The following is a 24464-nucleotide window of genomic DNA, read 5'->3' on the forward strand; positions in this document are numbered from 1 at the left end:
TTCAGCACACGGCTCCTATCAGTAAGTGGTTTAAACAAGGCCAGATCTCCAAACATAGCTCCGTGTTTTACGAATCGACTCCTATCCGGCTAAGAAGAGCCGTTTTCACGTCGGGATCATCAAGCAGATCATCGAGTGCGTCAAGTTTGTCCTGTGTATCCATGTCGTCGGGATGAGTCTCCCGGTACGACTCCTTCATGTCCGTACCAGCCTCTTCCTCTAGCTCCCCGGCAGTCTCTTGGTCCAGAGCAAACCCACACCGCATACAGAACGCAGCGCCGGGCTCGTTCAACTCTTGGCACCGCCCACACCTCCGCACCTGTGGTTCATCGCTGTCCTCCTCCAGCACGTACAGTCCGTGCATTTCGTCGTATGCATTGTCGATACCGGCGCTCTCCATCGTCTTTTTCAGGATTTTCTCACGGATGTACCGATAGCCGAGTTGGTTATCGGAGCCACCCTGCTGAATCTTACACCAGAGTGGAGCATCCTTCGTCGGACCGGGATGCTTGTTCAACCACTGATTGATGTACTCTCTATCCGTGTTTTCGAGATATTTCTCAGCTCTATTGGTGAGATCGGCTTGTTTGGGTATTTAGAAGACTTGTTTTGGCCGTTGATGTTGCGGGTGGTGTAGCCGTCGGATTTCTCCACGTGTATTAGGTTGAGGTCTTCGATTTTGGTGAAGCAGTAGTTGACCTCGTGATTTTCCAGTGTGGTTGTCTCTGTGATTTTCTGGATGTCGTTGTTCCCCTGTTGGATGGCTTGGAGGACGATCTCGTCCTTGTCCCGGAGCTTATCCATTGTTTCAGTCATTGACTTGTGTTATGACGCAGGGCTGTCCAAGTGTAGTGCAGTGTCCGTCGTCTTCGCGGTAGAGACAGAAATTTTCGAGCTCGTCTTCGGGGTGGTTGTCGAGTTCGGGGCATTCGGCTTCTACAGATTCGTTGTGGATCTCGATTTGATCTTCACCGGCTTCGATGATCCGGTGCTCACCGTTCTCTAGCAGTATTTCGGTGTCGGTGAATTCACCGTCCTCACCTTTGTAGTAGCTGTAACTACCGTCTGTGTCTTCGTGGTCCTGGCCTCGACGATTGACAGCGGTTAGAATGTTCTCCAGTTTCTTCGCGTTACCCTGTTGGACGACAAAGATGCATTCTCGGCCTTCTTGCGTGGCTCGCAAGTAGTTTTTCAGGACTTTTACCGGTTTGCTCAGCGTAGAGTATTCGGCTTCGAGATGTGCTGTGGAGCCGTCTGAAAGAATGATTTTGTCGTCGGGTTTGTCGTCACCCTGTCCTTGATACAGGAGGTTGACTTGGGTGCCTTCCCCGTCTTCTTCTAACCGTATTTTGGCGGAAGCAATAATCGTTCGTGGAGTTCTCTACCAGCATTATTCCCCTCTCCTAGTGACAGACCGAACTGTACTCCACCTTTTTGCTGGGTTCGGGACGTAGCAACCGGGTACTTTTTCAGTTCCTCAGCGTCCTCACCGAGCAGTCGGGGATTACCGATTTCTGGTGAGTGATGAGGGCTCGATTATCTCTAAACAGGTGACTCCACTCTGAAAGCGTTGGAAGCGAGAAATTGTTGAGGCTTGGCCGGAACTGGCTTAAAATATGGATGCGGATATGAGTATAACAGAGTTGATTTGATTTAATGAAGGATTTGGATATGGATGTTAAGAAATTCTTTTCCGAGGTTCCGAACTTTGTGCTGGCAGCTACTGCTCTATTCACGCTAGCTGGCTTGGTGTTCGGGTACGTTATCGACCCTGTGGTTAACCCGTCTAATATCCGGTCTCTCCTGAGTGGGTTGGCGGGAGCTCAAGCAACAGTTCTGGCGATCGTATTCTCTGTTACAGTTATTGGCATCCAGTTGACTGGAAACCGGTACTCTCCGAGAATGGTTTCTCTATTCACTGATTCTCCGATCTTCCTATACACATTTTCACTGTTCGTCTTTTCAATCGGCCTCGACTTCTGGCTACTCTACAACATCCCTGCAACCGGTAACCAGATCCACACTGCGGGAGTATTCGCTGTAAGCGGACTGGGGTTGGCCGTGTCCATCACGTTATTTGCTTTTGTGAAGTCAGCCATCCAGCAGAGCACTCCCGAGGGAGCTATCGAGGCCTTCGTATCAGGGATGACTACGGAAGAGTACGTCAGTCAGTCTGAGAGTCTTGCCTTGGATGATTCAGAGAACGTGCATCCCATGCATCCACTGTATAATCTAATTATGAATGCGCTGTCTAATGGAGAGCACGTAACAGCTGACAGAGGAATTCAGGAGTATAGCTCTCTCACTCAGAAGACGCTTGAGGACCTCGAAGCAGAGGATGAGTTCTCAAAATTGGATAGAAAAGTCGTAAAGGAACTATTCAACCCTGTCTTGACGGAGCAACTCCGGGATATTGCTCTCCATGCTGAGGAGCACGATGAAACACAACTGGTCGGCGATACTATCGAAACGCAGTATGAGCTCGGCAGTTCAGGCCTAGGCCTATCAACTAACACCGTATCACGACAAGCAGTGTACGGTATTTCGTACGTTATTAGAGGCTCACCGGTTAACTCAGGAAGCCTGATAGCTAATAATAAGGCCTGGAAAGAACTAGGGAATCTCCTCATCGACGCTGCCGAAAATCCGGAGCCGAAAATCGTCTGGAATACCTCCTCCTCTATAGATCAAAACGTACAACGACAGCTGTGGAAAGTCTCAGATATCCGCTGGTACCAAAGCGCGATGACTGACTTGTATCGTTCAATGGATACTGCCCACGAGGCCTTACTCGACCATTACGGGGAAGAGGTAGCAGATGTTGACATGGAGTGGAGGTACGAGCACGTACCCGATGACTTTCCTAATAGAACTGAGGTCTCAGCAGTCTACAAGTGGAGGAACGCACTGTTGGACACAACAACCCAATTCCTCCGTTACGTCGATCAGGAAGGTCAATACCCGATTACAGAAGGCAACTTCAAAGATCACTGGAAGAACATCTGCGTCGAGGCCTCAAAATCTCCAGCGGAAGACTACGCAATCACGCTCTGCCAAGCATTAATCGAGATCGCGATGATCGACCGAAGCCAACTAGGTGAAACAAGCATCCCATGGAGCTCCACTATCGGCCGAGTCAAACATGAGGGAGACTCCAGGATCGTCGACAAGGCCTTCAACAGAATTCTTGACTACGACTACGTCGAGGAAGAACCAGGCCCTGTCTTCGTCGGTGAAATGGAGGAGCACCGACAGAGATACTACCAAAATCAGTTGAATATTCAGGAACTCCGACCGCTGAACAACAGGCCTGATTTCCCAAAAAAAATCGTGGAGATTCAGAAAGAGGCCGATGAGCGCTGGAATAGATTAAAAGAGTGATGAGCAGCTTCGTAAGCTGGTCTTAGCCGCTAGAATATCTGACAGTGAGCATCTTCAGAGTTCGACAAGGAGGGCGATGCTAGGTAGGGCCGTTCAACAAGCAGAATATCCGTTCAGTCTAGAATCCTTCTCAGGGAATATTGATCTCGGAGAGACGTTCCAGGGTCAGGTCTTCTGTGTTCCTGAGAGTGAGTTTGATAGAAGATTCAATGGGTTCTAGGATCTTTAGTGAGTTGCCAGAGCGCTGTTGGTTCATGAACATATTCAACAAACTCTGCAGCATGAAGTCTATCTAGCCTCTTTGTTACAGTCGGTCGAGATAGACCTGTGAAATCCACAAGTGCACCCGTTGTGAGGTTTCCTTTCGATACAAATTCATCAATCACTTTCTCAGTATTCTTGTCGATTCTCAGGGGCATGTTTACGTCATGTCCTTTCTGGTTCCTCTTATCTCTCATCATACATATCCGTAAATACGAACTGCCTTTACTATCCGTTAAATATAAGTAAACAGCAGCGTTAGGAGAGATTGAACACTCGGTCCCACGGGGCAGTCAGTTAGAATGCCCGCGTGTTGGAGCACGCGGACCGGGTTCCCACAGACAAAGTAAGAACCCATGAAAAAGAAGGATTTCAACGGTCAAGAGAACGTCGATCAGTTAATTGAAGCGATAAGCCATGTGGAATTCCATGCGCTCGGGGAAGGGGCCGCGATGTGTCAGGTGTGCGGCTCCGAACTCGGGGAAGGCGATGGGGTGACGGCGTATGCCTTCCGGGCGGCTGGCAACCCTATTTTTGAAATCGGGTTCGTGATGTGCGGGGCGGATGTGCATGAGCATCCGTCGGTGTTTATGCGTGGTGTTCATGAACTGGTTGTCACGGGCCGGGTTGGGCAGTGTACGGACGTTTCCACGCAGTCGTCGTGGTTGGTGTTGATTGACCCGTCGCCGGTGGTGGTGAGTGTGGTGTCGTCGAGCTCGGCTCGCACGGTGGGTGATGCGTCGCGCGATGCCGACACTGAGAGTACTGAGACTGCTGAGGGTCGTGATGGTCCGACTCCGTTGCTGGCGGCTTTCCGCGAGTACTCACGGGCGGATGGGGGTGAGTGGTGATGGTGCTGGCGTTCGACACGGAGCACCTGGATTACGAGTTCTCGTTGCCGGATGATGTGGAGGAGTTGACGCTCCCGGATGTGTTCGTGGGCCTGGAAATCCCGTTGCTTGCGCCGGGTGATGGGATTGTGACGGATCGGCATCATGCGTCGGCGGATCGGTATGAGGCGGATGATCCGCAGAATCAGATTGGGGGGATGGTGTCACCGTTCCCGTTGTCGGGATGGTTGCGGCATGGGTGTGAGCGTGTGGTGCAGGCGGCGGGCGGGTCGGCGTGTCATCCGGGCGCGGCGGACGCGGAGTACATGTTGGAGGATGTGTACGAGCGCGACCTTGATGCCGGCTATCACGAGAAAGGGTCGTGCGTGGATGGCGATGCTGGCTGCATGTTGTATGATTTGTTCGGCGGATTCAATGATCGCGCGGGTCGCCTGGTCCGGACACCGATCGGGTTCTCGCCGATTCGCCGGCAGGTGGACGTCCTGCAGGGCGAAGCGGAAGCGCACTACCGGCAACTGAACACGCAGGTCCGCTCGCGGAATGCGGAGGACGACGGGCAACCACTTAGAATGGCGTCCCGGGACGTGGTCGGGAACTTGGTGGGGACGTGGAAACTTTCACTACGAGAACTGAAGCCGGAGTACGTTGGGTTGCTCGTTGAGGCGGTTGATTACTTGGATGCGCACAGTGATGAGTTCGAGTTGCAGCTTGGTGGGGCGCGGAATTTCGGGGCGGGCATGGTTGATGCGCGCGTCATCAACCCCCTCTATACCGACGCGGAGATCAGGCGGGTGTTTAATCGCGCGCAGGATGCGACGTCGGGGATGGAGTGGAAGGATGATGTGTGGCGGGAGTCGGTGCGCGGGGAGTTCGTGGCGGCGCTGCAAGAGCGGGTGGTGGTGCGTGGTGGTGACGTGTCGGGTTCGGGTGGTGGTTCGGTGTGACGGGGTCGCGTGACGAGCCGGGCGATGAGCGTGAACAGGAGGATCTGGATGAGTTGCGGCCGCCGTCGACGACGACGGATCCGGTGCAGGATCCGGTTGCGTTGCCGGACGCGGTTGTTGAGTCGGGTGGTGTGCGTGAGGGTGAGCGACGCGGGTTGGATGAGCCGCGGCCGCCGTCGACAACGACTGACCCGGTGCAGGATCCGGTTGAGCCGGCGTGGCGAGAGCGTGACGGAGCGGCGTCGAGTGGAGACGAGGGCGAGTCGGGTGCGGGGGGTGATGGGGTGTGACGCGGTCAGGTTCTTCGACTGGGCCTGGTGATGGTGGGTCGGATGCGTTGGTGGCGGCGTTCCGGCATGATGTGCATAAGTTGCGGGGGCGGACGCATGAGGCTGGTGAGGCGGTGGTGTGTGGGATGCGGGTGAATGAGTCGGTGCCGTTCGGTGCGGATGGGGATGCGGCGTTGCTGAGTCGCCCGTCTGGTGAGCCAGAGCAAACGGTGAAGAATCACGCGTCGCCGGCGCGTCTCTCCTTAGTAACCGGGGCGGCGGCCGCGGATCCTGGCGAGGTGCCGGCTTCGTTGGAAGAAGTGCGTGGGTTGGTGGTGCCGGGGTGTTCGGATCCGGCGGAGTTGCACGCGACGTGGTTGACGAGTGACGTGGCGGCGCGGTTTAACGAGTCGGTGTATTTCCCGTACTCGTCGCTCAAGTACCACGTGTTGTTGGTGGCGGCGTTGCTAGATAATTACCGTGCGGGGCACGCGTTCAACGACCTGTATGTTGTGGCGGAGCGGCCGGAGCGTCGCCCGCCGAGTGACGGTGCTGGTGACGGGGTGGTGGCGGCGTTGGATGCGGATGTGGTGGTGCCGTGCCGGACGGTGTTGTGGACGTCGGAGTTGGCGATCAGGGTGACGGGTGAGCCGCCGTTGTCGGGGGCGGTGGCGTCGATGGGCGCGGGGCCGGTCCGGTCGTTTGCGGGGACGTGGGGGCGGTTGACGGAGCAACCGTTGAACCTCGATCGTGAGTGGCTGCGTGTGTTGGATTCGCAGTTGCGGCGCATCCGGTCGTTCTCGACGGCACTTCAATTCGTGGAGGATGTTGTGGAGGGTGGTGACGCGGGTGCGTTGCGTGACGGGGTGGGGAGGTGATCCGAGTGGGTGGGGGTGCGCGGCGTGGCGCGGCGTCCGTGGTGGGTCGCTGCGCTCGGGGCGTGGTGCTCGTGGTGGGGTGTTGTGCGGTGTCGCTCGTGGTGGGGCGACGGGATTGTGGGTTCGGTGCGGGGCTGCGGGTCGTGGTGGGTTCGCAGTCGCGGTGGGTGCGTGCTGCGGGTTGCGGGCCTGGTGCCGGGTTGTCCGTGGTGGGGCGACGCGGGGCCGGTGCGCGGTTCGAAAACCGGTGGTGCGGGTTGCAGCGTGGAGTGACGCTTCGACCCTGCCGCCGGGACGCACGCAGAACACTTGAAGGGAGGTGTGTCGACCGCGTGGCTGATCGGTGGAGAACACTGGAAACGGGGTGTGTGGATCCCGGGGAGAGTGCCTCGGTGAGAACACTGGAAACAGGGTGTGCGGGGCCGCGTGCTGGTGGCGTGCCGTGTGGGTGTGTGACCATCTCTAGTCGAAGCGTGGGGGTGGGTGCGTGACGCGGATTCAGCAGGTGTTGTTCGAGTTGGAGGCTCCGTACATGGGGCACCCGTATTTCGTGACCGGGAACGCGTTGTTCAACGCTGCCGCGCCGCGCGTTGACGGTGAGACGCGGCGGCGGTTGCGAGTGAGTCACGGCGTGTTCGTCCCGGAAGAGTACGGCGAATACCCGGACGCGCATTCGATGCCGGGGTACGCAGGGAAACTCGGCGGGTCACTCCCGACAGTGGACGCGTACGAGGATTTGTTCTTGTACCGTGACCCGGCGCACCGGTGGTTGCTGGACTCCAGGCCCAGGGATGCGCAGAATACGCACGACCTGCAAACGCACGGTGGTCGCGTGGCGTACGCTGACACGTCGTGGTTCGGGCGGCCGGAGGCGATGCGGAACACGCGACGGTCCGTGTCGTGGTACGTACACTGCTACGTCCACATGGACGGGGTCGGCGACACGGTCCCGCTGAGTGACACGGTGCTTGACGGGATCCAAGTCGGTGCCGCGCGGAACTACGGGTTCGGTGAACTGTCGGTCGCGGACACGCAAGTCATTGAATTGGAAGAGCTCGATTACTCGCGGTTGGAAGCGGCCCAACAGGACGGCGAGTCGTGCCTGGTTGAGTTGGTGACGCCGTTCGTCACCGCGTCCGAGTACTCGGGCGCAGACGACCAAGATGTGCCGTGGTGGTGGGGTGTCGGTGACGACGAGGTGCGGCGGCGAGAAACCCGCGTCGTGGATGACGGCGACGTGTACGTGGTGGACACGATCGATCACGGGCAGGTCGTCCCGTACACGGGGTCGAACCCGGTGCGGACGGCGGTGAACGGCGTGCGTCGCGTCGGAACGCATTCCAAGTACGGGTTCGGTGAGTTCCGCGTCAGGCCAGCTGCTGATGACCGCGTGCCGGGCCGTTCGGAAGCAAGGGGTGACGGGGCGTGACGTTGCGGCAGGTGCCGTTCGATATCGAGACGACGGGGTTCGACGCGGGTGACGTCGTGACGGTGGTCGGGTTCGCGGTGCCGCTCGGTGTGCGCGTGTTCGTGAACACGGGCGGGCGCGCTGCGCCGAGCATCGATGAGGTTGGCGGGGACGTGGTCGTGAAGGTGTCGACGCACTCGTCAGAGCACGGGTTGCTGGCGGCCGTGGCTGAGTTCGTTCAGGGGCGGTTCCGGGACGCGGACGTGCTGCTCGTCGCGTATAATGGTGAGCGGTGGCGCGGCGGGTTCGACCTCCCGTTCCTCCGCACGCGGTTCGCACGCCTTGACCTTCCGTGGCCGTTCACCGATGTGCCGTACGCGGACGTGCTGCCGCTCGTCACGAAGCGCTTCAACACGACCGTTGACGGCGACGCGCACAACGATCTCGACACCGCGTACGACGTGCTGTGCGGCGGCGAGTACGGCGAGCTCGACCCGTTCGCGGAAAGTGCGGAGGCGGTGACGGCGTTCGAAGAGGCGCGGTTCGCGGCGCTCGCGGCGCATAACGTGGCGGACGTGCTGCGAACCCGTGATCTCGGGCGGCTCGCGGAGCGGTACTGCGCGAAATCAGAGTTCGACGTGAAATCGCTAACACCGACACAGACTGACGGATGACACGACACACGACACGACGCCCGGCGGGTGATGGACAGTGAGTACAGACGACTTCCCGGACGACGTTGATACGTTCCGTACGGCGGGGAAAGAGTCGCGGGAGCACTTGTGGGGGAAGTTAGAGTTGGAGCGGCGTCGCCGCACGCAAACTGAGCCGTGGTTTCATGGGTGCTACCGGTTTGAGAGGACGGTTGCTGACCGTGTTCCGGACTGTGCGGTGCTTGGGGGTGATGTGAATCGGTGGATCGAGTTCGTCGCCGAGTCTGATCAGGAGTACCGTGCGAAGACGCGGGAAGCGCTGCGCTTGGGGTTTGTTGTTCACTGGGTGTTTCACGCTGGTCACTCCGAGCAAATCGGGAAGGCGCGTGACGCGTTAACCTCGGAGCTCCGCGGCCCGTTTTCGTTCGGGGAGTACAACCCGGATACGGGGTCGCTGGATGTCGGTGATCCGGTGACGTTCAAGAATTTCAGGTTCCCCGTTGAGTCGATGGGAGAGTTCGAACCGCGGGAGCTCCTCGGGTATCGACGCGGCATGGCTCGGATTGATCGGGTTGGCTGCGGGTACGATCTTGGAATGTTCTCGATGGCTGGAGTGCAGCGCCGTATATTGGCGAACGTGTACGGGACGGAGTTCTGCGCGGTGGCTCCGAGTCAGTCGGTTGACGACGCGACGTGGGGGTTTCCGACGCGAGACGGGGTTGAACGGCTCATCGAAGCGAACGACCTCACACGGCTCGGGCCGGTCCGGCGGGACAAATAACTCGGCGAGAGTGGCTGTAGTGATGGTGGTGTGGCTGACTCTCGCGTGCGACGGGTCGTGTGAGGAGCCGAGTGTTTTGCTGGGAAAAAGGTTATAATCACGCATTAGTTTAGCGTAATTGTAACTCATCACCGGACAGCCCGCGAACATCCTGGATGCGTAATCTGTGCATCCGTAGTATTTTGAGGGAGAGTCCGGCTTCCTCGTCAGCGAACAGTGTAGCCGACGCGACCGACAACCCGTACCGCCAACCAGACGCCACCGACAACCACTCAAACACACAACAAATGACAGACGAAAACATCAGCGAGAAGTCCCAGACTGACTCGCAGCGATTCGGTAACGAGAAAACAATCGAAGAAGCGTTCAGTAATCAGGCTAACCGCAGCGAAGCCGAACTTCACGCTGCACTCGAAGATACGATACACCTCAGCAAACAGGAAGCATTCGCGTTCGTGCAGGGATACCTCAAGTCATTCCCACGGGTGTCAAAAGAGGAACTGGCTGAAGACATGGTTCGAGAACAGGGGTTCGAGAGCCTGTCTGAATACCGTCAAACCTGCCGTCGAGCTCGGGAAAAGGTCGCTGACGCGATCTGGATTTACGAGTTGATTGACGCGTATCGATTCCCGGACTTCCCGGAGGAATGCGTTGACTGCGGCCGGTCACTCGACGGGATGTGGGTCGAACCAGATGACGGGCCGAGCCCGCTTTGTCGGATCTGTGCCGACGTCGATCCGGACAGGCACTTCCCACCGTGGGACCCTGACGACTCCCGACAGTAACGCACGGCGAACACTTTTTTTGGCCTTGTTTAGACACTCCAGAAGAGGTCGGGTAGTGGCTCTGCGAGGGAAACAGAATCCGTCCATCAGTGCCTCTCTGGCAGATTTCATTCTCTGGACAACGGCCGTAGCGGACAATCTGCACCCCGTCTAAACAAGGCCCTTTTTTTATTCGAGGTCGCGGGGAACCTGCTGCGCAACAGCTATCGAGATGTGTTCAGCCTTCCTGCTCGCTAGGCTCTGTTGAAAGTCTTTTCTTCAGACGTATTACGGTCTGAAACAGCCGCTTGTTGAAGTCTGCGTAGTTGTCGAAAGATTCTTATTGGTTTTCTGACGGAGTCAGCTTATTTCTGATCCTACAGACCGATTGCTTCCCCTCCACGTTCTACAGGGTAATCTCGTTCTTCTCATTCTCATCCTCCCGTCCCTGATTCCTATCCTGCGTTTGTTCGAGGGCTCCTCCAACCGCCAGCAAATACAGGTACCGCATCAAATAGACCATCACCAGCAGATAGTGGAACAACAGGAAGTAGACACCGACGGACAAAACAACCGCTGAATGCTGCGACAGCGCCCCATAATCCGTCACACCAATTGAAACACCCACCACCATGATCAACGCGACCAAGTTCATCAACAGTGCATACGAGGTGCCAAGCCGGGTCTGGTTCACCACCCGCTCCTCTATCCGATCGTCCTTGGCAGAGTACTTTGCCGTAGTCAATAGTGAACTGAACGTGAATCCGAACAGGATGGCCAGTGCCGTAGCCATCATTGACATAAATTCGGTGTCAATCGGTCGTACGACACCTACCAATGCCAACACTGCCGGTACCGCCAACAGTGTGTACGCTTCATTGTCCGACCGCCGGTCGCTCTCCAAGATATCGCGGTAGAAGTTTTCGACAATCGGCGTGATGTCGAATGCTTTCATCAGTCTTCAGCCGGTGCTGGCTGCAACTCTTCATCCTGATCCTCTGGGATACCAACTGACCGTGAAACCAATGATTCAGTGTCTATCGACGTACTAAGATCGTCCATAAGATCGTTCGCCAGTTGACGGGCAACGCACCCAAGCGAGTACGGAGTCGGGTACCCCCCGTAAATGTCAAGGTCATAATCGTCCGGGTTGACATCCATTCGCATCTGGACTTCATCCTCCCAGAGCGGGAACGTCAGCTGTGACTCGCCCTCAACCACGGTGACGCTGGCACTGGAAAAATCCCCGGTTTCTAAATGCCCATACTCGAAATCAGGACTTTCTTCTTCTGGTCTCAGCCCACGGATAAATTCCCGGAAAGCGCCTTGATTGTCGTCTGGTGTCAGTTTCATCTCCAGTCCAACATCGATCACACCTTCCATATCATCGTTCAGTCGCTCGAGACTTTTTCGTTCAGCGTATTGCTCCCGTGCAGCAACGACATCCTGGCCTCGAAATTTTAAGGAGGCTATGCTGTCCGCGTTGTTGATCTCTTCGAGTACTTTATCAGAATAGTGGGGTTTTATATCCATGTACGCGTCGCCTACCGTCATCTCGCGTTTCCGCGGATAGATTATGTCGTCAAGCACTGATTTGATGCCTTTGCGCTTAGACCTGCTAAGAACCAGTAGGGCTTGGTACGGGTTGTGATCTGGGATGTGGAAGAGGAAGTAGTAGGGGACTTCTTTTGCATGGTTCTCTCTGCGTGCGTCCTTGATCCGTTCGTGCTTGTCTTTATCCCAGAAGTCGGCATTTTCTCCCCATTCACCGGATTTGAATCGACCTTCGATTGTGTTTCCGCTCCGCTCTACCGGTCGCTGGACGGTGAATGTCTTGTCTCTCTTTTCGTTTATGTGTACGTTCTCTTCGCCGGTGTACTCTTCAAGGAAGTCCTGAAAATAATCGGCGAGATTGTTGAATGGGAATTTTGGTTCGTGTTCCTGGATTTTTGTCTGATTCCAGCGTTTGTTTGGTTCATTGAATTCCCGAACCTTGACCCAGTATGGGATTAGCTTGTGACGTGCCATGTGAGTGTTGGATGTTATCAACAACCATCCTCGGCCTTAACATATCTTTCGGTCTATATGTTTATTGAATGATGGTTACTAAGCATTCGCCATTTAACAAGTTGTTGTGATGTTCCTGAAATGTGAATATTTGGCTGTATTAATCGATTGTGGTAAGTCAATTTCAAAGGATAGATCGAGATTCGACCGTACATTACATCTTCTGTACTGAACGATACGTACTTCATCTGTACTGAGCGATTCGTGAATCCCCTGTATTGAACGAACTACGGTCGATACTTCCGGGGGTGCGCGGCTGAATCAACCGCAAGTTCGCGTTTGCGAATTTATCACTCGATTTCTAACTGGCCGCTCCCGCCGTCTCCGTTATCGTCGTTCTCGCCCCATTCGATTTCGAACTCAATACTCAATTCACCGGGCCCGTCCGTTGGTCCCTCGCGTTCGGCTTTAACCTCAAACGTCGGGCGGGCTGGTGGCTCCATTGTCACGGATTCAGAACCGGATGTGAGTGTAACTGTATCCCCTTGTTCAAGCTTATCAGCGACGCTACGGAGATACGATGCAATTTCTTCTCGGGTCTGCTCACTCTCTGATTTGAACAGGATTTCTTCAGGCATACTGAACAATACGCTTCCTCCACCGATAAGTGACTCCCCTGTAGTGAACGAACTACGGTCGGTACTTCCCGGGGGTGCTCGGCTGAATCAACCGCAGGAAGGCGTTTGCGTATTGATCATCGAAGGTTCTACTAGTTCAAGGAGATGTTCCAGGAGCCGTGTGTGATACAACGTGTGTACAATCCAATGAGTTTACCTGTGAGATCACCTTTAAAGATTAATTAGTGATGCGTCACAGTCGTGGGGTATGGAAAAGCATCCGGAACCGCAATTAGGGACGAATGGAAGTGTGACCTGGCACCGGGTGGGTGCATTCTTAATCGACTCGCTTCTCATGGGGGTGATCTGGGTTCCCGTGATACTCGTCGGGGCGGCCGTCGGGGATATGGTTGCTCTCGTGTTTATTTTCGCTGGGCTGGTCGCAACAGTGGTGTACGGGTTTCTCCTTGAGGGATTGTACGGCTACACGCCGGGGAAATACCTGCTCGGACTAGTTGTTATCAAGTCGGATGGTTCCAGGTGTTCAATCGGCGCGTCAATACTCCGGAACCTGTTATGGATTGTTGACTCGCTCCCGACCTTCAACCTCGTCGCAATGGTGTCAATATTGGTTACTGATGACAATCAGCGGGTCGGCGATCTCGTTGCAGATACGGTCGTCGTGAAGCAGCAGTAATCAGGTCAAATCTGTTTGCCCTGTATTGAACGAACTACGGTTGATACGTCCCGGGGGTGCGCGGCTGACTCTACCGTAAGATCGCGGTTGTATTGAAAGCACTCCTTCCAGAAAGCTTATTCAATACCCAGAAGCAACGCCAACCGGTTTCATGCCCTCCTCGTTCATTCACGACAAGCCCCTCCAAGTCCTCAAGCTCACTGCTGTTATGGGCGGCCTCGCATTCGCGTTTGCCAGCTTCATTGGGGTTCTGCCGGGACAGGAACTATACAGCCTGCTGTATCTCGCGTTCTCCCCCATGATTCTCGCTGTCGTCGTCGGTGCTGAAGCGCTACTCGCGGGATACAAACTTACACGCGCTGACGATCCGACTGCTCGGCTCACGGGCCGACGCAGATATACGGCGATTCGTGCTATCGAGGTGGTCGTGACCGTCGTCGCCCCCGGGATCTTCTACGTTCTCATCGTTCAGATCGGCGGCGAGGCTGCCGGTCCGGGTGCTATCGGACTGTTATTCATCGGGATCGCCCTCGGCCTACTGGCGTACGGTGCGGTGGTACTACGGACGCTCGTTGAGTATTACTACTACCACAAGGGTTCCTCTTCATTGAGGACTGGCGAGCGCGGCGGGAATGTCACGGAATAAGCCGGCACGTCACTCTTACGAGAACGGTTGTTAACTGGTACCAATCGATGGGTGAATCCCCTGTACTGAGCGATCAGGTCTGATTCGGATACGGGAATCATTCTGTGCGGGATCTGCGCGTTTTACTGAACAGCGAACTCGACACCAGATATTTCGAAGCGTGTGCCGCCCTCGTCACCGTCAGTGACGTTGATGTGCCAGTCGTGAGCGTCAACGATCTGTTGGACGATACTCAGTCCGAAGCCAGTTGTGTCCTCTCTTGTCGAGTAGCCAGCCGTTCGTGGTGGGCGGCCAGTGGAACGTGATGTCGAGTCGAACGACTGTGAGGGTGGTGTACCGGTGTGGAATGACTGGGGGATGCCGGACGGTAACTTAGGATGCGTGGAGACGTGGGGTGGGGAGCCTGATGATGTGTACGGTGATGTGAGTGAGTTGTTGAACGGGGACGGGTCGATGTAGGTGGGGTGGCTTCGCCTGTTCGGGGTTCGCTGCAGGAGATGGTGTGCGTTTGCCGAGTGGCTGGTTGCTCGGCAGTTGCTCAGTTGAGGGTGTCGCACGGGCGACGTGGGGTGGCTCACAGTGTACACATGATGAGTAGCGATAAGAAGCGCGTCCAGTTCCGGGCCCCACACCGGCTCATCGACCGGGCCGACGCTCTCGCGGAGGTGCTTGGGGAGGACCGGACGGACATTCTCGTGACTGCCCTTCGTGAGTATTTGCAGGAAGCCACGCACGACGACGCACTGGTACAAGAAATCGCAGCCGCCTACTATGACGACGAGATCACCGTTGACCAGCTCAAAGCACTCGTCGGTGCTGAGGAGGCGGCGAATATCCGGGTGTTGAAACAGCAGCTGGACGAGGACTTCATCGATGAGGTCGCTGACGCGTAGATGCCGACACTCGTCGCAGATACGTCTGCCCTCGTCAGTCTCGGGATCGTTGCTGACGACGATCCGGATCCGCTTGCGCTTTGTGACGCCCGATACGATGTCGTCGTCCCAACAGCGGTCGTTGAGGAGCTCCGAGAGATCGCGTCGTACGATGATGCGCACGGACGTGCTGCAACCATCGTCCTCGATCGAACCGATGCGTTTGAGACGCGGTCAGTCGCCCTCGATGCAGCGTTCCCGCTCGATGATGGCGAGAACGCGGCCGTTACTCTCGCAAACGATTTCGGCGCTGCGCTCTTCCTCTGTGACGAGTTCACGCAACTTGGCTTGATCCATGCCTCGCTCGCTGATACACGGCTCGTCACGACGCCGACGCTCCTCTCAGTGTTCGTTCGAACTGAACACCTCTCAGCTACCGATGCACGGCTGCTCCTTGATGCGATCAGCGACGCTCGGAGCTGGGGCGCGAACAGCTATGTGCAACGAGCTCGCTCGTTGCTTGAGGAAGGGTAATGCGGTGGAACACGTTCCACACTGGTCGTTCCGCCGTGAACGAGTAGGGGACGGAAAGTTCACTCCTCGGTCGAACTGTCGTACATCGCTTCGAACGCTGCTTCGCCGCGGATCAGTTCGTCAACGCCGCTCGTGAGCGTTACCTCGCCGAACACTGTCGCTCGGTAGTACGTGTAGAGACCGTCTGCGCCTCGCTCGGTGTGTTGGCGTTTTTCGACGAGTCCCACGTCAACGAGTTTGTTGAGGTGGTAGTGAAGGGTACTGTCGTCGATGTCGATCGCGTCTGCCAGTTCTGTGGGACTCATGTCACCGCTGTGGACGAGTCGGTAGAGAACCTCGTATCTAGTGCGGTGCCCGACCGCTGCGAGCATCGCCAAGTACTCGTCAAGGCTGAGGACGCTATCCTCTGGCAGCAAATCTTCGGGATTCTCCGGGAACGCTGCGCCGGCGGTCTGCGAGTGATTCGTCGCCATCGTAGTGCCTCGTACGGAGGAGAGGCCCTTAGGCTCTCTCAAGCCGAAGTTTCTCAAAAACACCGGTTTTCAAATACTACTGACGGTCATAATTGGCCACAGCTGTGGAGTTCACGCGTGAACTTATTACCGAGCGGTTAGGTCATGTGACGTACGACCGGTTTCTCTCCTATGTGATGGGGAATCTCGATCTGTTAGACTAATTTGGCTTTAGTGAAGTCCCACTACAATTGAGGCCCGTTGTGGCAGTTGCGGTCAATACAAAAAACTCACAGATCGCTCCATCCGTAGAGTCACTCACTATCTGTCAGGAGCACCGTGCGAGATACAGAGGATGTATTCAGTACCCCACGTCCGGGAGCCTATCTCCGAGAATTTCCAGCAGAGTCGGGAGTATCCCATAGTTCGGGGACCGGGCTCAGTCAGGCCTTATTCGCTCTCCCTCAGCCGATTACGGTCCGCATGCTACACTTGCGCTTGGGCAATAATTTGCTCTGTTGTTCTTCTGCAAGCGGCGAGCTTTGTTTCGGACGAACCCTTCGTCGAGACTGGTAAGTGCGGCACCTAAATATCAGCCGGTTACTTTGTCCAACCGAGGGCTGAACGTTACGTTCGTCGGCCCCGCTTCGTAATAGCTGCCAATGACGTGGTGAGATGATAGTCTATAGGTAGAGTAAAGGTGAATGTGTTCACTTCGGGGCCGGCTCGCTATGTGGATCACCGACGAGGTGTTCAAACGTCAGGTTACAGTTCGGGTTCTCGCAATCCACAGAAACAGTTCTGCTCCATCCATTGACCAAATCTCCGTCCCGCATCAGAACCTTGTACGAGTGCTCAATATCTGTATGACACTTCCCACATTCGAAGCTCGAAACGACCTCTATTTTACATTCATCTTCGTCTAGAACAGAGTGTTCGGCGAAGGTCCGCATATATATAGGGAACGCTTCGTTGGGATCCCCATAAGGCCACCAAGGCTCAGTCGGCATATCGACATCCATCCCAATCTGTTCTCTCACAGCCAATTCGACACGCTCGTCTCGATCAAGTTTCGTGAGAAGTTGTTTCCCTAGTGTGGTTAGCTGGAGTAAATTGTTACTCTTCTTATCGACATTAATCGGACTACGGTTACCATCAGCGTCTTCGACGACCCTCCGTGTGATGTTGCCGTAACCGGACATCACGTCAGAATGGCCTGGGTCAGGAAGCCCACCATCTTGCGCGAGTGTTCGAACCGACCCAATATGTTGTTCAGCGTTCGACGTCTTTCCGACGCCAACAGCAGTGTTTCCAGCCAGATAGAGAAGCCAGAGGGTTCCGTTGTCTCCAACGGTGTCTGAGGCGCGCAGGACTGATTCTTTGTCCCAAGACACATACTATCCAATGTAGAACTGATATATAAATCACGGCAGACTCCGGCTACATCACCGTGATGACGAAGACAAAGTTAATAACCTTGGAACACTCTCATTGTAATGAGATGAGCCAACGCACGGAGCCGTCGGACGCAATCGAGCGTATTGCATGGGCGCTCAATTTCCATTCTAGAGAGTCTGTCTCCGTGAATCGTCTTGCCGAAGAGACAGATCTATCTTGGGCCACTGTAAAAAAATACACTACACTCTTAGAAACCGTCTCAAGAATCACGCCGGCATTCGATTCCAGTAACGACGGAATCTTTGTCAAGGGAATAGGCCAAAATCTTCGGCATCTTCGTGGACAGAATGATTTCCGATTACTTCTCTACATTCTATTCCAGGCAGAGATTTCGGGGGGACCAACCGAACCAATCAAGATTAGCGAGCACTCCGATGTATTGAAAAGATACGAGGACGAAATCGGCGAATTACACGATTTAAATCTTATCGAGCACGATAGAGAATCAGACACGATTCGGCTCCAGCCAGAAGGAATCGGAATGATTGGGCCCGTTCGGTCCGAGATTAGAAACACCAATCCGATCAAAACTGCCGAGTCTATCGAATTAGACCCGAATGTCGTTGGCCGATGGAACAGTGGTTCGGAGTACGGCGGCTTCTCCGAAACGGTGGATAGGAAGAGCACTTCAGACGACAACAATGCAGACTACGCTTCAACCAATTTCGGCACCGAAAACGCGTCCGCCTACTAACGATGAGTGACGAAACAGACGACGAGGAGATCCACGTTGCCAGCGACGATGCACCCGTTCTGACGAAGTATGAGCCGGATTTTCGGCGGGTCTTCGCACGTGGGACGCTTCTAAGGATGAGTGAGTCTGACGACAATACTGTCCAACTTGGATTCTGGAGCGACAAGGACACAGAAATCGAGATGGATGATGGTGTAGAGGCGACCGGTTACCAATTAGAAACAGAGGTAATGATGCACTGGGACGGTGTTCTCAGGCTCCGCAATCTCTTGGACAATTATATCGAAGAGCACGCTCCCGACCATCTGGACGAATAGTACATCATCTAAGTATTCTTCCTCCTTCAATCGCGATTTTTGCGTGGGCACTCGGTCAATCGTCGGATTGCTCACATCGAAATGCCGATAGAAATCGCATATGTGGACCAATCCACTTTTGCTGGCATCGGCTTCTTATCGGCCGACCAAGTCCTCCGATAACTTCAAATTCTTACTGTGGCCGGATTTCTCTCTCGTGGGTTCAGAGTTTCATGAGTTAACACGTGAAGGGTCCTAGCTTGATTTGAGAAGATGTATCTCGCTCCAAGCGTCTAAACGAATCCCATCGTCTGTATCTACCGACTCAACCGTCCGCCACCAAACGTGAGCCTTCTGACCGGGACGGGTCCTCTATTCAGCACGGTTGCTGAAACCGATTACCGTATTGAAATGCTACGGGACGGAAACGGTAGTGTTGGGTAATTTGATTGTTGTCCCACGCGTGGTGTGAGGTATGGCGACTGAGACTGATGATCGAGGGAGGATTATCTCTCGAAGGGTCGCGGGTCAACTGGTCTCGCCCGTACCGGACGAGTTCGTCTCGTCACTCCTCGATCTTTCTGGCCAGATCCAGCTTCTCGGTGTGGGATCGTAGATACTCGGTAGTATCCTTCTCATCGATGGCGGCCTCGTCAGTGCCGAACCCTTTCAGCATTGTTCTCTCTTCGTTGTCGTACTCGAATCGATACTCATTGGGGAAGTAGAAGACGACTGTTACGTTGAGCACAGTTCGTTTGTTCGCACTAACGAAGGGGAGATTGGCGACGAGGAGGTGATACGCCTTCTCGTGGATGGTTTCCGGTTCGGAATCGAAACTGACCTCTTCGATGGAGGTTACTGCGGATTCAATGTCACCACGGTTCTGAACACCGGCGGGAGTGTTGGGGGTACTCCGTGACGACATCGGTCCCGCTGGCCGTGGCGCGGACGACCCCGCCGGCGTTCTCAATCCGGGGTCACAGGACGCCGAGTGCCACGCTGGTGAGGGTCACCCCGGGCACACGGGTCTCCACGGTCGTTCGTGTCGAGGTGTGCTCGGGTCGATGCGGGTTCTCACACTACTGGGCACCAACTGACGGAACTAATATAAATAATTTTCCCTGTTTGCGGGGTCGCCCGCGGTTTCAACGTGGACCACGGTGGAGGACTCAGGAACGCAACGGTCGGGCTGTGAGGATGGGAGTGCTGCTTTGACCGCGACTGCACCGTGCCCAAGTCAGTGTATCAATCCGAGAATTATCACAAGGGGGAATACGACACCGATGAGGTACATTGCGATGGCTTTTGTTGCTCGTTCGGGACTGATTGTCTGGGTCGGATTGTTCAACCAGTACTCGCGCCACTCTCGCTGTAAGCGGTGATACACCCACCCACCGGTTTGAATGAGGCTAACCCGCATGGCAGTTATGATGTCGATGGCGAGGTACATCCGCGATCCATCGGTATCTCGGTATCGTTCCAACGTGGTGTCAACCAAGTCCACCCGGTGACTCTCAGTTTCAGTACGAGGGTCCGGTGACCGGGTGTGCCGGTGAGTATCCATATATTCGTAGAGAGTCGTTGCTTTCGTCACGACTTCTCCAGTCTGCACCGCTACATCGTCACTGCTGTCGTGCCGATGCCCAGGAACCGTGTGCTTCATCGGATCATACGTAATCTCGTCTGGATCGGGGAACCCGGCTCGGTCAAACGGGAGACTAACTTCCCGTGGATGTCGTAGCCGAATCGGTTTCTGTTCCTGTTCCTGATGTCGCTCCAACCGAGAATCACGATCGTATGCAAGGTCATCGGGACCAACCGGTTGGAACGGCTCGTTCTGGAATGGGACCGGATTACAGACGATGGGGAATTCATGCTTGGGTTCTTCAGGAACGACCGGAGGCGCTTCATCCTTCATCCCCATTATATTGTAGAGTTTCAACGTATTGACTCGTCCACTCTTCGCCCAGTACCTGTCACCTGTTTTTAATTGTTGCCAGCCACCGAGATCACGAAGCATCTTCGGGTCAAGCGAAATGTCAGCAAAGAACGTCTCACCCGTCGCTCTGAGCTTGTGCGCTGAGATGTGTTCAGGATCGAGTCCACGGGCATTCTCGGCTGCTTCTTTCAGCAACCGGTTCACAGAGTGCCGCTGCCAGTCCAGACAATCGAATGTGTCGAAAAACGTGCTCAAACAAGCGGTAAGTCTGTAAGACCAGCCGAACGCGATGACGCGCGCTGACCGGTCGTACTTCGGTGTGAACTGATCGGTGTAGATGATTTGAGTGAGATTCTCAGGAGTACAGTAGTCTGCTTTGGCTGTGACTTCCTCGTGTTCCGCTGCGGAAAGTGATTTCCACGTTGCTGTATTATCCCACTCTCCATTAGCCTGAAGCTCTTTGAGTCCCTTCCGCCCCCATTTATTCAACGCCTTGACCCAGCATTGATGGCATGCGCACGGATCGAAACTCGGGATACAGATCTCTCCTCGCTTCCAGTGAATGTGCTCTTCTCTCAAGTGGAGGATTTCGCCGATCCGCAGTCCAAGCCGTCCCGCAACTAAGATTACGAAACAAGCGATTAACCGCCGGTCAGGGTCTTCAATCTGTAATGCACCTAGATACAACTGGAAGTACGTATCCGGTTCGAGTGCATCTTTGGCCGATCTGCGTGGACTCTTCGTTGGCATCACACTGGTTATCTTCCAATTGTAATAATAGGTTAGGGCTGAGCAGCCACATCGTACCCTGAAAGAGAATGTAACACCAGGGTAGTCGTTGAGAGTACCCAAAACAGGGGTGTTTTGCGCCCCATCCACCAAGTTATCGACGGCAAACAGCCTGTCACCCCCCGAGAATGCAATGATTTCTACAGAACCCATGTACTGGTGCGGATATCCCAACTCGGTAGCGCAGGGTCCCTACCTCAAGGAACGAGTGAACCCGTCAGGGTGAGCGTAGTAGAGAAAGTACTAGACACGCGTTTTTTTAATGATGTGACGACGGGTCTGCACCCAAACTGATAATTCACCAAGTCTAAATTCACCTAGTCTAGTGAGTTATCACGCGTGTGCTGTGAAAGCCGTTTTTGGCTTCTGACCTCACAGTCGAACAGCATAACGGCTGAACGACTCTCCTATTCAACGTGAGGACATCTGGGTAACTGGGGAGTGTATGGAGCGACACGGCTACGGCATCGAGACATGACGGAACGGGTGACCGCGCTGGTTCCTAAGTAGAGCGAAACCTGCTAATGCCACCAACCACGTTTGCATGAACTGTTGACGAGTCGCAGTTGGACCCATTCAAATTATCACGGTGTAACGGTCGGAACGGCGCGTCACCAGTATCATCCTCTGGTGTCGTTGTGCGGTGGCAATGAAGAACGTCTGTACAGCGTCCGTGGAATGGTTCCGGGACGGAATCGGGTTGTAACGCAACTACGCGTTCTGACTCAGTCGTCGGAATAAATTCGACGAGCGATAATTCTCGTGCTTCATCCATCCGTCGATCGAGTGACCGTGTGGGAACGTCGATCAGTTCAATGAGTGATTGTCGTGATCGGTGCTCATCAAACAGTGCAGCGCACAGCTCATATGCACCTTCACGGTCAAAGAACAGGAAGAGTTCGTCTTTCTCTATCATGGCACACCGTTCTAAGTGAGGTTATTAATAAACCCTCGTGCGCACACAGCGCGTCCAATTACTGTATATAAATTTTTATGTGTGGCAACCGGTTGCCAGTCAAATTCCGCTTTTTAAACCCGGGTTCACTGCCCGTCTATGCAGAACAGCACCACTCAGGAAAGCACACCTGAGGCACAAGACGTACTCCAAAACAGGTATCAAGAGGCGCTCGGGCAGCGACGCACAACCGACTTCTTCGCGGAAATGGACGCGTTCTTCGACTGGATGCTCACAAGCGGGCTCACCCCGAAAGCACGGAACCCAACAGGATACGAGCGAAGCACCGCAACAAACAACCTTCAGCGCCTCGGTCGCACGCTGCCGCAGCTTTGGAAAAAGCACGGCAGGTACACGCTCGCCATCACGAACGACCTCGCAGACTGGTACGTCAAACAACTCGAAGACGACAACATCACGAAAGACAACGGCGACCCGTACGCTGACTCAACAAAACGCAAGCACGCGTGCGCTCTCTACGCGTACAAGCGATGGCGAACGGATCAACGTGGCGGCGAAGCGTGGCAGCCACACACGTTGTTCGACCACGAACCGAGTCAAAAACCAATGGCCGACCCGATCAAGTTGGCAGAACGGAAACAACTGCGAGAAGCAGTGCTTGAGTATGAAACCGTCACACAGTACAATAACTGTACGCCAGAAGAACGCGATCGGATTCGTGCGTTGCTCGCCCAGCGACTCGGGAAACCGAAAAGTGACGTGACAAAAGGCGACTGGGAAGACGTGAATCGGTGTTGGAAGTACCCGAGCTTATTCCACGTCACACTTGACACCGCGCTGCGCCCCATCGAAGTGAAGAGAGCGAAAGTCGGGTGGGTGAATCTTGAGGAGAACCGACTGGAAATCCCGAAAAACGAATCGGCGAAAAACGACGCGTACTGGGAAACCCCGTTCAGATCGCGAACCGGAGGATCACTTAACCGATGGTTGAAGCAGCGCGCAGCGGATCCAGCGTACGACAACACTGACGCGTTGTGGCTGACCAGGGAAGGGAATCCGTTCAGCTCTGGGCCGCTCGGAAACCGGCTTCGATCCCTCATGGAGGCGGCCGGAATCGCGATCGCGGAAAGAGACATTTCGTGGTATTCGTTACGGCACTCACTCGCCACTCACATGGCAACGATCACGAACAACATCGAGGAAATCCGGCTGCAACTCCGGCACAAGTGCATCGAATCGACACTCCGATACATCCACCCGCCGGACGAAACCGTTCGAGACCACCTCGCGCAACTCTAACCGGTCTTCCGAGACGACAGTCAAGCAAAGATCACTCGTTACAGCATTGATTACGACAGCGACACACCCGATTCGTTACTCTACGGAAAACTGGCGACTCAGATATTCTCTTCCGGCTGAGAAGATAGTGCGACTCTGTTGAAATCCTATTCATCAGCTATAAGACGGGATGAAATAGCCGTTCACAGAAGACGGCGAATTGAACAGACCACGTTGTGTTTTATGAACAATATTTATCATTGGCTGAGAGACTTCTCACCTGTGGGAATCGTAGAAGCCGTCTTGGATTCGAACCTGGATATGAACAAGGCGAGAAGCTACAGAAACGGATTCACAGCGGCTCTGCTTACTGGTTTTCTCGTTCTCTCGTATCAGTACTGGGTTCTCGGCGAGTTAGCAATCGAGATTCTGGGAATCTTCTTTTCTACCGCATTTGTATTCATCATTTCACAAGCCGTCTATGCTCGCAGTCAGTGAATCCCCTGTATTGACCGCGACAGGGCCAACATATATCACTTTCTGACGATTTCAACAGAGCCGATAGTGTCTATCCGTGAACCCGGCGTGGATGAGAATCGAGTGCAGTTCTACCGCTCCCAGTGTGCTGGATCATGCGTTTCGATCCAGTACTGGTCGCACTGGTCTCTCAGAACCGTACTTCGAGGAACTGATCACACGAGAGGATCCACGCCTTGATTAGCGTCGCAGTGAGTCCTTCGAGTCGAAGTTGCCTCACCAGCAATTATCCGGGTTTTTAAGAGGATCAAACGGGTTATCGTAGGTGAACGGGCCGAAATCGAGAGGTTCGACGGCGTGTACGAGGATGCATCGCCGCGAGAGTCCTGGCAATCACGATGGACTCTCACTCCAATCGCCACGTTCGATTCTCGAAACACCTCGCACATTATCGCTCGTTTACCGCAGCATACTCACGACCACCAAGCGGGATACGCACCTCCGCCCGCGATTTGCCGGCAACTTAATCAAGGCTAGCATTCGTCTTTAGCTAAGCCTCACACCTCGGTTGCGTAGCGGTAGCGAGCGTCTCCTGTAAGATC

29 protein-coding genes are annotated in these 24464 nt (G+C 54.8%); 18 read left to right on the plus strand and 11 right to left on the minus strand.

Annotated features, from left to right (window positions below; genetic code table 11):
- Positions 1–67: 67 nt before the first annotated feature.
- A complete protein-coding gene (locus ACFQEY_RS05335; protein ID WP_379765487.1) occupies positions 68–517 on the minus strand; it encodes a hypothetical protein in 450 nt (149 codons plus the stop codon).
- Positions 514–816, minus strand: coding sequence for a hypothetical protein (locus ACFQEY_RS05340; protein WP_379765490.1), 303 nt, complete (start codon positions 814–816; stop codon positions 514–516). Before ACFQEY_RS05340 ends, ACFQEY_RS05335 begins: the two co-directional genes overlap by 4 nt.
- 40 nt (positions 817–856) lie before the next feature.
- On the opposite strand from ACFQEY_RS05340, the gene ACFQEY_RS05345 reads away from it, so the two are divergent.
- Entirely contained in the window at positions 857–1006 is a 150-nt protein-coding gene (locus ACFQEY_RS05345; protein WP_379765492.1) for a hypothetical protein, read from the plus strand.
- 650 nt (positions 1007–1656) lie between these two features.
- Positions 1657–3381: a DUF2254 family protein gene (locus ACFQEY_RS05350; RefSeq protein ID WP_379765495.1), complete on the plus strand. Its 1725-nt coding sequence runs from the start codon at positions 1657–1659 to the stop codon at positions 3379–3381.
- Between the two features lie 206 nt (positions 3382–3587).
- On the opposite strand, the gene ACFQEY_RS05355 is transcribed toward ACFQEY_RS05350, so the two are convergent.
- Positions 3588–3842: a MarR family transcriptional regulator gene (locus ACFQEY_RS05355; protein WP_379765498.1), complete on the minus strand. Its 255-nt coding sequence runs from the start codon at positions 3840–3842 to the stop codon at positions 3588–3590.
- Positions 3843–3998: 156 nt separating this feature from the next.
- Between ACFQEY_RS05355 and ACFQEY_RS05360 the strand changes: the two genes are divergently transcribed.
- The 8 genes from ACFQEY_RS05360 (at position 3999) to ACFQEY_RS05395 (ending at position 10211) form a co-directional block, all read left to right on the plus strand.
- On the plus strand, positions 3999–4493 hold the full coding sequence (locus tag ACFQEY_RS05360) for a hypothetical protein (protein ID WP_379765501.1): 495 nt from the start codon (positions 3999–4001) through the stop codon (positions 4491–4493).
- Complete coding sequence (locus ACFQEY_RS05365; protein WP_379765504.1) at positions 4493–5437, plus strand: hypothetical protein; 945 nt, start codon at positions 4493–4495, stop codon at positions 5435–5437. The genes ACFQEY_RS05360 and ACFQEY_RS05365 overlap by 1 nt, the downstream gene beginning before the upstream one ends.
- Positions 5434–5727, plus strand: coding sequence for a hypothetical protein (locus ACFQEY_RS05370; RefSeq protein ID WP_379765507.1), 294 nt, complete (start codon positions 5434–5436; stop codon positions 5725–5727). The genes ACFQEY_RS05365 and ACFQEY_RS05370 overlap by 4 nt, the downstream gene beginning before the upstream one ends.
- A 50-nt stretch (positions 5728–5777) precedes the next feature.
- Complete coding sequence (locus ACFQEY_RS05375) at positions 5778–6584, plus strand: DUF8168 family protein (protein WP_379765510.1); 807 nt, start codon at positions 5778–5780, stop codon at positions 6582–6584.
- 487 nt (positions 6585–7071) lie between these two features.
- Positions 7072–8013 carry a hypothetical protein gene (locus ACFQEY_RS05380; protein ID WP_379765513.1) on the plus strand — a complete coding sequence of 314 codons (942 nt, stop codon included), beginning with the start codon at positions 7072–7074 and terminating at the stop codon, positions 8011–8013.
- Entirely contained in the window at positions 8010–8666 is a 657-nt protein-coding gene (locus tag ACFQEY_RS05385; RefSeq protein WP_379765516.1) for a hypothetical protein, read from the plus strand. The genes ACFQEY_RS05380 and ACFQEY_RS05385 overlap by 4 nt, the downstream gene beginning before the upstream one ends.
- 232 nt (positions 8667–8898) lie before the next feature.
- A complete protein-coding gene (locus ACFQEY_RS05390; protein ID WP_379765519.1) occupies positions 8899–9426 on the plus strand; it encodes a hypothetical protein in 528 nt (175 codons plus the stop codon).
- A gap of 287 nt (positions 9427–9713) precedes the next feature.
- Entirely contained in the window at positions 9714–10211 is a 498-nt protein-coding gene (locus ACFQEY_RS05395; protein WP_379765522.1) for a hypothetical protein, read from the plus strand.
- Between the two features lie 385 nt (positions 10212–10596).
- Here the strand turns inward: ACFQEY_RS05395 and ACFQEY_RS05400 are convergent, their stop codons facing one another.
- From ACFQEY_RS05400 to ACFQEY_RS05410, 3 genes are all read right to left on the minus strand, one after another.
- A complete protein-coding gene (locus ACFQEY_RS05400; protein ID WP_379765525.1) occupies positions 10597–11145 on the minus strand; it encodes a hypothetical protein in 549 nt (182 codons plus the stop codon).
- Complete coding sequence (locus ACFQEY_RS05405) at positions 11145–12239, minus strand: hypothetical protein (protein WP_379765528.1); 1095 nt, start codon at positions 12237–12239, stop codon at positions 11145–11147. The genes ACFQEY_RS05400 and ACFQEY_RS05405 overlap by 1 nt, the downstream gene beginning before the upstream one ends.
- Positions 12240–12547: 308 nt before the next feature.
- Positions 12548–12835, minus strand: coding sequence for an amphi-Trp domain-containing protein (locus ACFQEY_RS05410; RefSeq protein WP_379765531.1), 288 nt, complete (start codon positions 12833–12835; stop codon positions 12548–12550).
- Between the two features lie 247 nt (positions 12836–13082).
- Between ACFQEY_RS05410 and ACFQEY_RS05415 the strand changes: the two genes are divergently transcribed.
- Together ACFQEY_RS05415 and ACFQEY_RS05420 are read left to right on the plus strand one after the other, a co-directional pair.
- On the plus strand, positions 13083–13511 hold the full coding sequence (locus ACFQEY_RS05415) for an RDD family protein (RefSeq protein WP_379765534.1): 429 nt from the start codon (positions 13083–13085) through the stop codon (positions 13509–13511).
- A gap of 151 nt (positions 13512–13662) precedes the next feature.
- Positions 13663–14157 carry a hypothetical protein gene (locus ACFQEY_RS05420; RefSeq protein ID WP_379765537.1) on the plus strand — a complete coding sequence of 165 codons (495 nt, stop codon included), beginning with the start codon at positions 13663–13665 and terminating at the stop codon, positions 14155–14157.
- A 122-nt stretch (positions 14158–14279) separates the two neighbouring features.
- On the opposite strand, the gene ACFQEY_RS05425 is transcribed toward ACFQEY_RS05420, so the two are convergent.
- Complete coding sequence (locus ACFQEY_RS05425; RefSeq protein ID WP_379765540.1) at positions 14280–14789, minus strand: ATP-binding protein; 510 nt, start codon at positions 14787–14789, stop codon at positions 14280–14282.
- On the opposite strand from ACFQEY_RS05425, the gene ACFQEY_RS05430 reads away from it, so the two are divergent.
- Together ACFQEY_RS05430 and ACFQEY_RS05435 are read left to right on the plus strand one after the other, a co-directional pair.
- Positions 14748–15050 carry a hypothetical protein gene (locus ACFQEY_RS05430; RefSeq protein WP_379765543.1) on the plus strand — a complete coding sequence of 101 codons (303 nt, stop codon included), beginning with the start codon at positions 14748–14750 and terminating at the stop codon, positions 15048–15050. The two genes, ACFQEY_RS05425 and ACFQEY_RS05430, sit on opposite strands and share 42 nt — an antisense overlap.
- Entirely contained in the window at positions 15051–15563 is a 513-nt protein-coding gene (locus ACFQEY_RS05435) for a PIN domain-containing protein (RefSeq protein WP_379765546.1), read from the plus strand. It abuts the gene before it with no gap.
- A 59-nt stretch (positions 15564–15622) separates the two neighbouring features.
- Here ACFQEY_RS05435 and ACFQEY_RS05440 read toward each other — a convergent pair whose 3' ends face one another.
- Positions 15623–16036, minus strand: a complete 414-nt coding sequence (locus tag ACFQEY_RS05440; protein ID WP_379765549.1) for an ArsR/SmtB family transcription factor — start codon at positions 16034–16036, stop codon at positions 15623–15625.
- Between the two features lie 689 nt (positions 16037–16725).
- Entirely contained in the window at positions 16726–17409 is a 684-nt protein-coding gene (locus ACFQEY_RS05445; protein ID WP_379765552.1) for a hypothetical protein, read from the minus strand.
- A gap of 107 nt (positions 17410–17516) precedes the next feature.
- Here ACFQEY_RS05445 and ACFQEY_RS05450 point away from each other — a divergent pair, with 107 nt between their 5' ends.
- Positions 17517–18167: a hypothetical protein gene (locus ACFQEY_RS05450; RefSeq protein ID WP_379765555.1), complete on the plus strand. Its 651-nt coding sequence runs from the start codon at positions 17517–17519 to the stop codon at positions 18165–18167.
- Between the two features lie 2 nt (positions 18168–18169).
- Positions 18170–18484, plus strand: a complete 315-nt coding sequence (locus ACFQEY_RS05455) for a hypothetical protein (RefSeq protein ID WP_379765558.1) — start codon at positions 18170–18172, stop codon at positions 18482–18484.
- Between the two features lie 544 nt (positions 18485–19028).
- On the opposite strand, the gene ACFQEY_RS05460 is transcribed toward ACFQEY_RS05455, so the two are convergent.
- Together ACFQEY_RS05460 and ACFQEY_RS05465 are read right to left on the minus strand one after the other, a co-directional pair.
- Entirely contained in the window at positions 19029–19388 is a 360-nt protein-coding gene (locus ACFQEY_RS05460; protein WP_379765561.1) for a hypothetical protein, read from the minus strand.
- Positions 19389–19700: 312 nt separating this feature from the next.
- The gene (locus ACFQEY_RS05465) at positions 19701–21152 is read right to left on the minus strand and encodes a site-specific integrase (RefSeq protein WP_379765564.1); all 1452 of its coding nucleotides are present in this window, start codon (positions 21150–21152) and stop codon (positions 19701–19703) included.
- A gap of 1093 nt (positions 21153–22245) precedes the next feature.
- Between ACFQEY_RS05465 and ACFQEY_RS05470 the strand changes: the two genes are divergently transcribed.
- Together ACFQEY_RS05470 and ACFQEY_RS05475 are read left to right on the plus strand one after the other, a co-directional pair.
- Complete coding sequence (locus ACFQEY_RS05470) at positions 22246–23406, plus strand: tyrosine-type recombinase/integrase (protein WP_379765567.1); 1161 nt, start codon at positions 22246–22248, stop codon at positions 23404–23406.
- Positions 23407–23667: 261 nt separating this feature from the next.
- Positions 23668–23883 carry a hypothetical protein gene (locus ACFQEY_RS05475; RefSeq protein ID WP_379765570.1) on the plus strand — a complete coding sequence of 72 codons (216 nt, stop codon included), beginning with the start codon at positions 23668–23670 and terminating at the stop codon, positions 23881–23883.
- The last annotated feature ends 581 nt before the right edge of the window (positions 23884–24464 follow it).

Source organism: Halorubrum trueperi (assembly GCF_042662525.1).
Lineage (GTDB): Archaea > Halobacteriota > Halobacteria > Halobacteriales > Haloferacaceae > Halorubrum > Halorubrum trueperi.

Bases quoted from the DNA above. Each gene is read 5' to 3' on its own strand.
- ACFQEY_RS05440 (WP_379765549.1), bottom strand. From the start codon at position 16,036: ATGGCGACGAATCACTCGCAGACCGCCGGCGCAGCGTTCCCGGAGAAT.
- ACFQEY_RS05395 (WP_379765522.1), top strand. From the start codon at position 9,714: ATGACAGACGAAAACATCAGCGAGAAGTCCCAGACTGACTCGCAGCGA.
- ACFQEY_RS05430 (WP_379765543.1), top strand. From the start codon at position 14,748: ATGAGTAGCGATAAGAAGCGCGTCCAGTTCCGGGCCCCACACCGGCTC.
- ACFQEY_RS05360 (WP_379765501.1), top strand. From the start codon at position 3,999: ATGAAAAAGAAGGATTTCAACGGTCAAGAGAACGTCGATCAGTTAATT.
- ACFQEY_RS05400 (WP_379765525.1), bottom strand. From the start codon at position 11,145: ATGAAAGCATTCGACATCACGCCGATTGTCGAAAACTTCTACCGCGAT.
- ACFQEY_RS05365 (WP_379765504.1), top strand. From the start codon at position 4,493: ATGGTGCTGGCGTTCGACACGGAGCACCTGGATTACGAGTTCTCGTTG.
- ACFQEY_RS05410 (WP_379765531.1), bottom strand. From the start codon at position 12,835: ATGCCTGAAGAAATCCTGTTCAAATCAGAGAGTGAGCAGACCCGAGAA.
- ACFQEY_RS05455 (WP_379765558.1), top strand. From the start codon at position 18,170: ATGAGTGACGAAACAGACGACGAGGAGATCCACGTTGCCAGCGACGAT.
- ACFQEY_RS05435 (WP_379765546.1), top strand. From the start codon at position 15,051: ATGCCGACACTCGTCGCAGATACGTCTGCCCTCGTCAGTCTCGGGATC.
- ACFQEY_RS05350 (WP_379765495.1), top strand. From the start codon at position 1,657: ATGAAGGATTTGGATATGGATGTTAAGAAATTCTTTTCCGAGGTTCCG.
- ACFQEY_RS05470 (WP_379765567.1), top strand. From the start codon at position 22,246: ATGCAGAACAGCACCACTCAGGAAAGCACACCTGAGGCACAAGACGTA.
- ACFQEY_RS05415 (WP_379765534.1), top strand. From the start codon at position 13,083: ATGGAAAAGCATCCGGAACCGCAATTAGGGACGAATGGAAGTGTGACC.
- ACFQEY_RS05355 (WP_379765498.1), bottom strand. From the start codon at position 3,842: ATGATGAGAGATAAGAGGAACCAGAAAGGACATGACGTAAACATGCCC.
- ACFQEY_RS05450 (WP_379765555.1), top strand. From the start codon at position 17,517: ATGAGCCAACGCACGGAGCCGTCGGACGCAATCGAGCGTATTGCATGG.
- ACFQEY_RS05420 (WP_379765537.1), top strand. From the start codon at position 13,663: ATGCCCTCCTCGTTCATTCACGACAAGCCCCTCCAAGTCCTCAAGCTC.
- ACFQEY_RS05465 (WP_379765564.1), bottom strand. From the start codon at position 21,152: ATGCCAACGAAGAGTCCACGCAGATCGGCCAAAGATGCACTCGAACCG.
- ACFQEY_RS05460 (WP_379765561.1), bottom strand. From the start codon at position 19,388: ATGTCGTCACGGAGTACCCCCAACACTCCCGCCGGTGTTCAGAACCGT.
- ACFQEY_RS05340 (WP_379765490.1), bottom strand. From the start codon at position 816: ATGACTGAAACAATGGATAAGCTCCGGGACAAGGACGAGATCGTCCTC.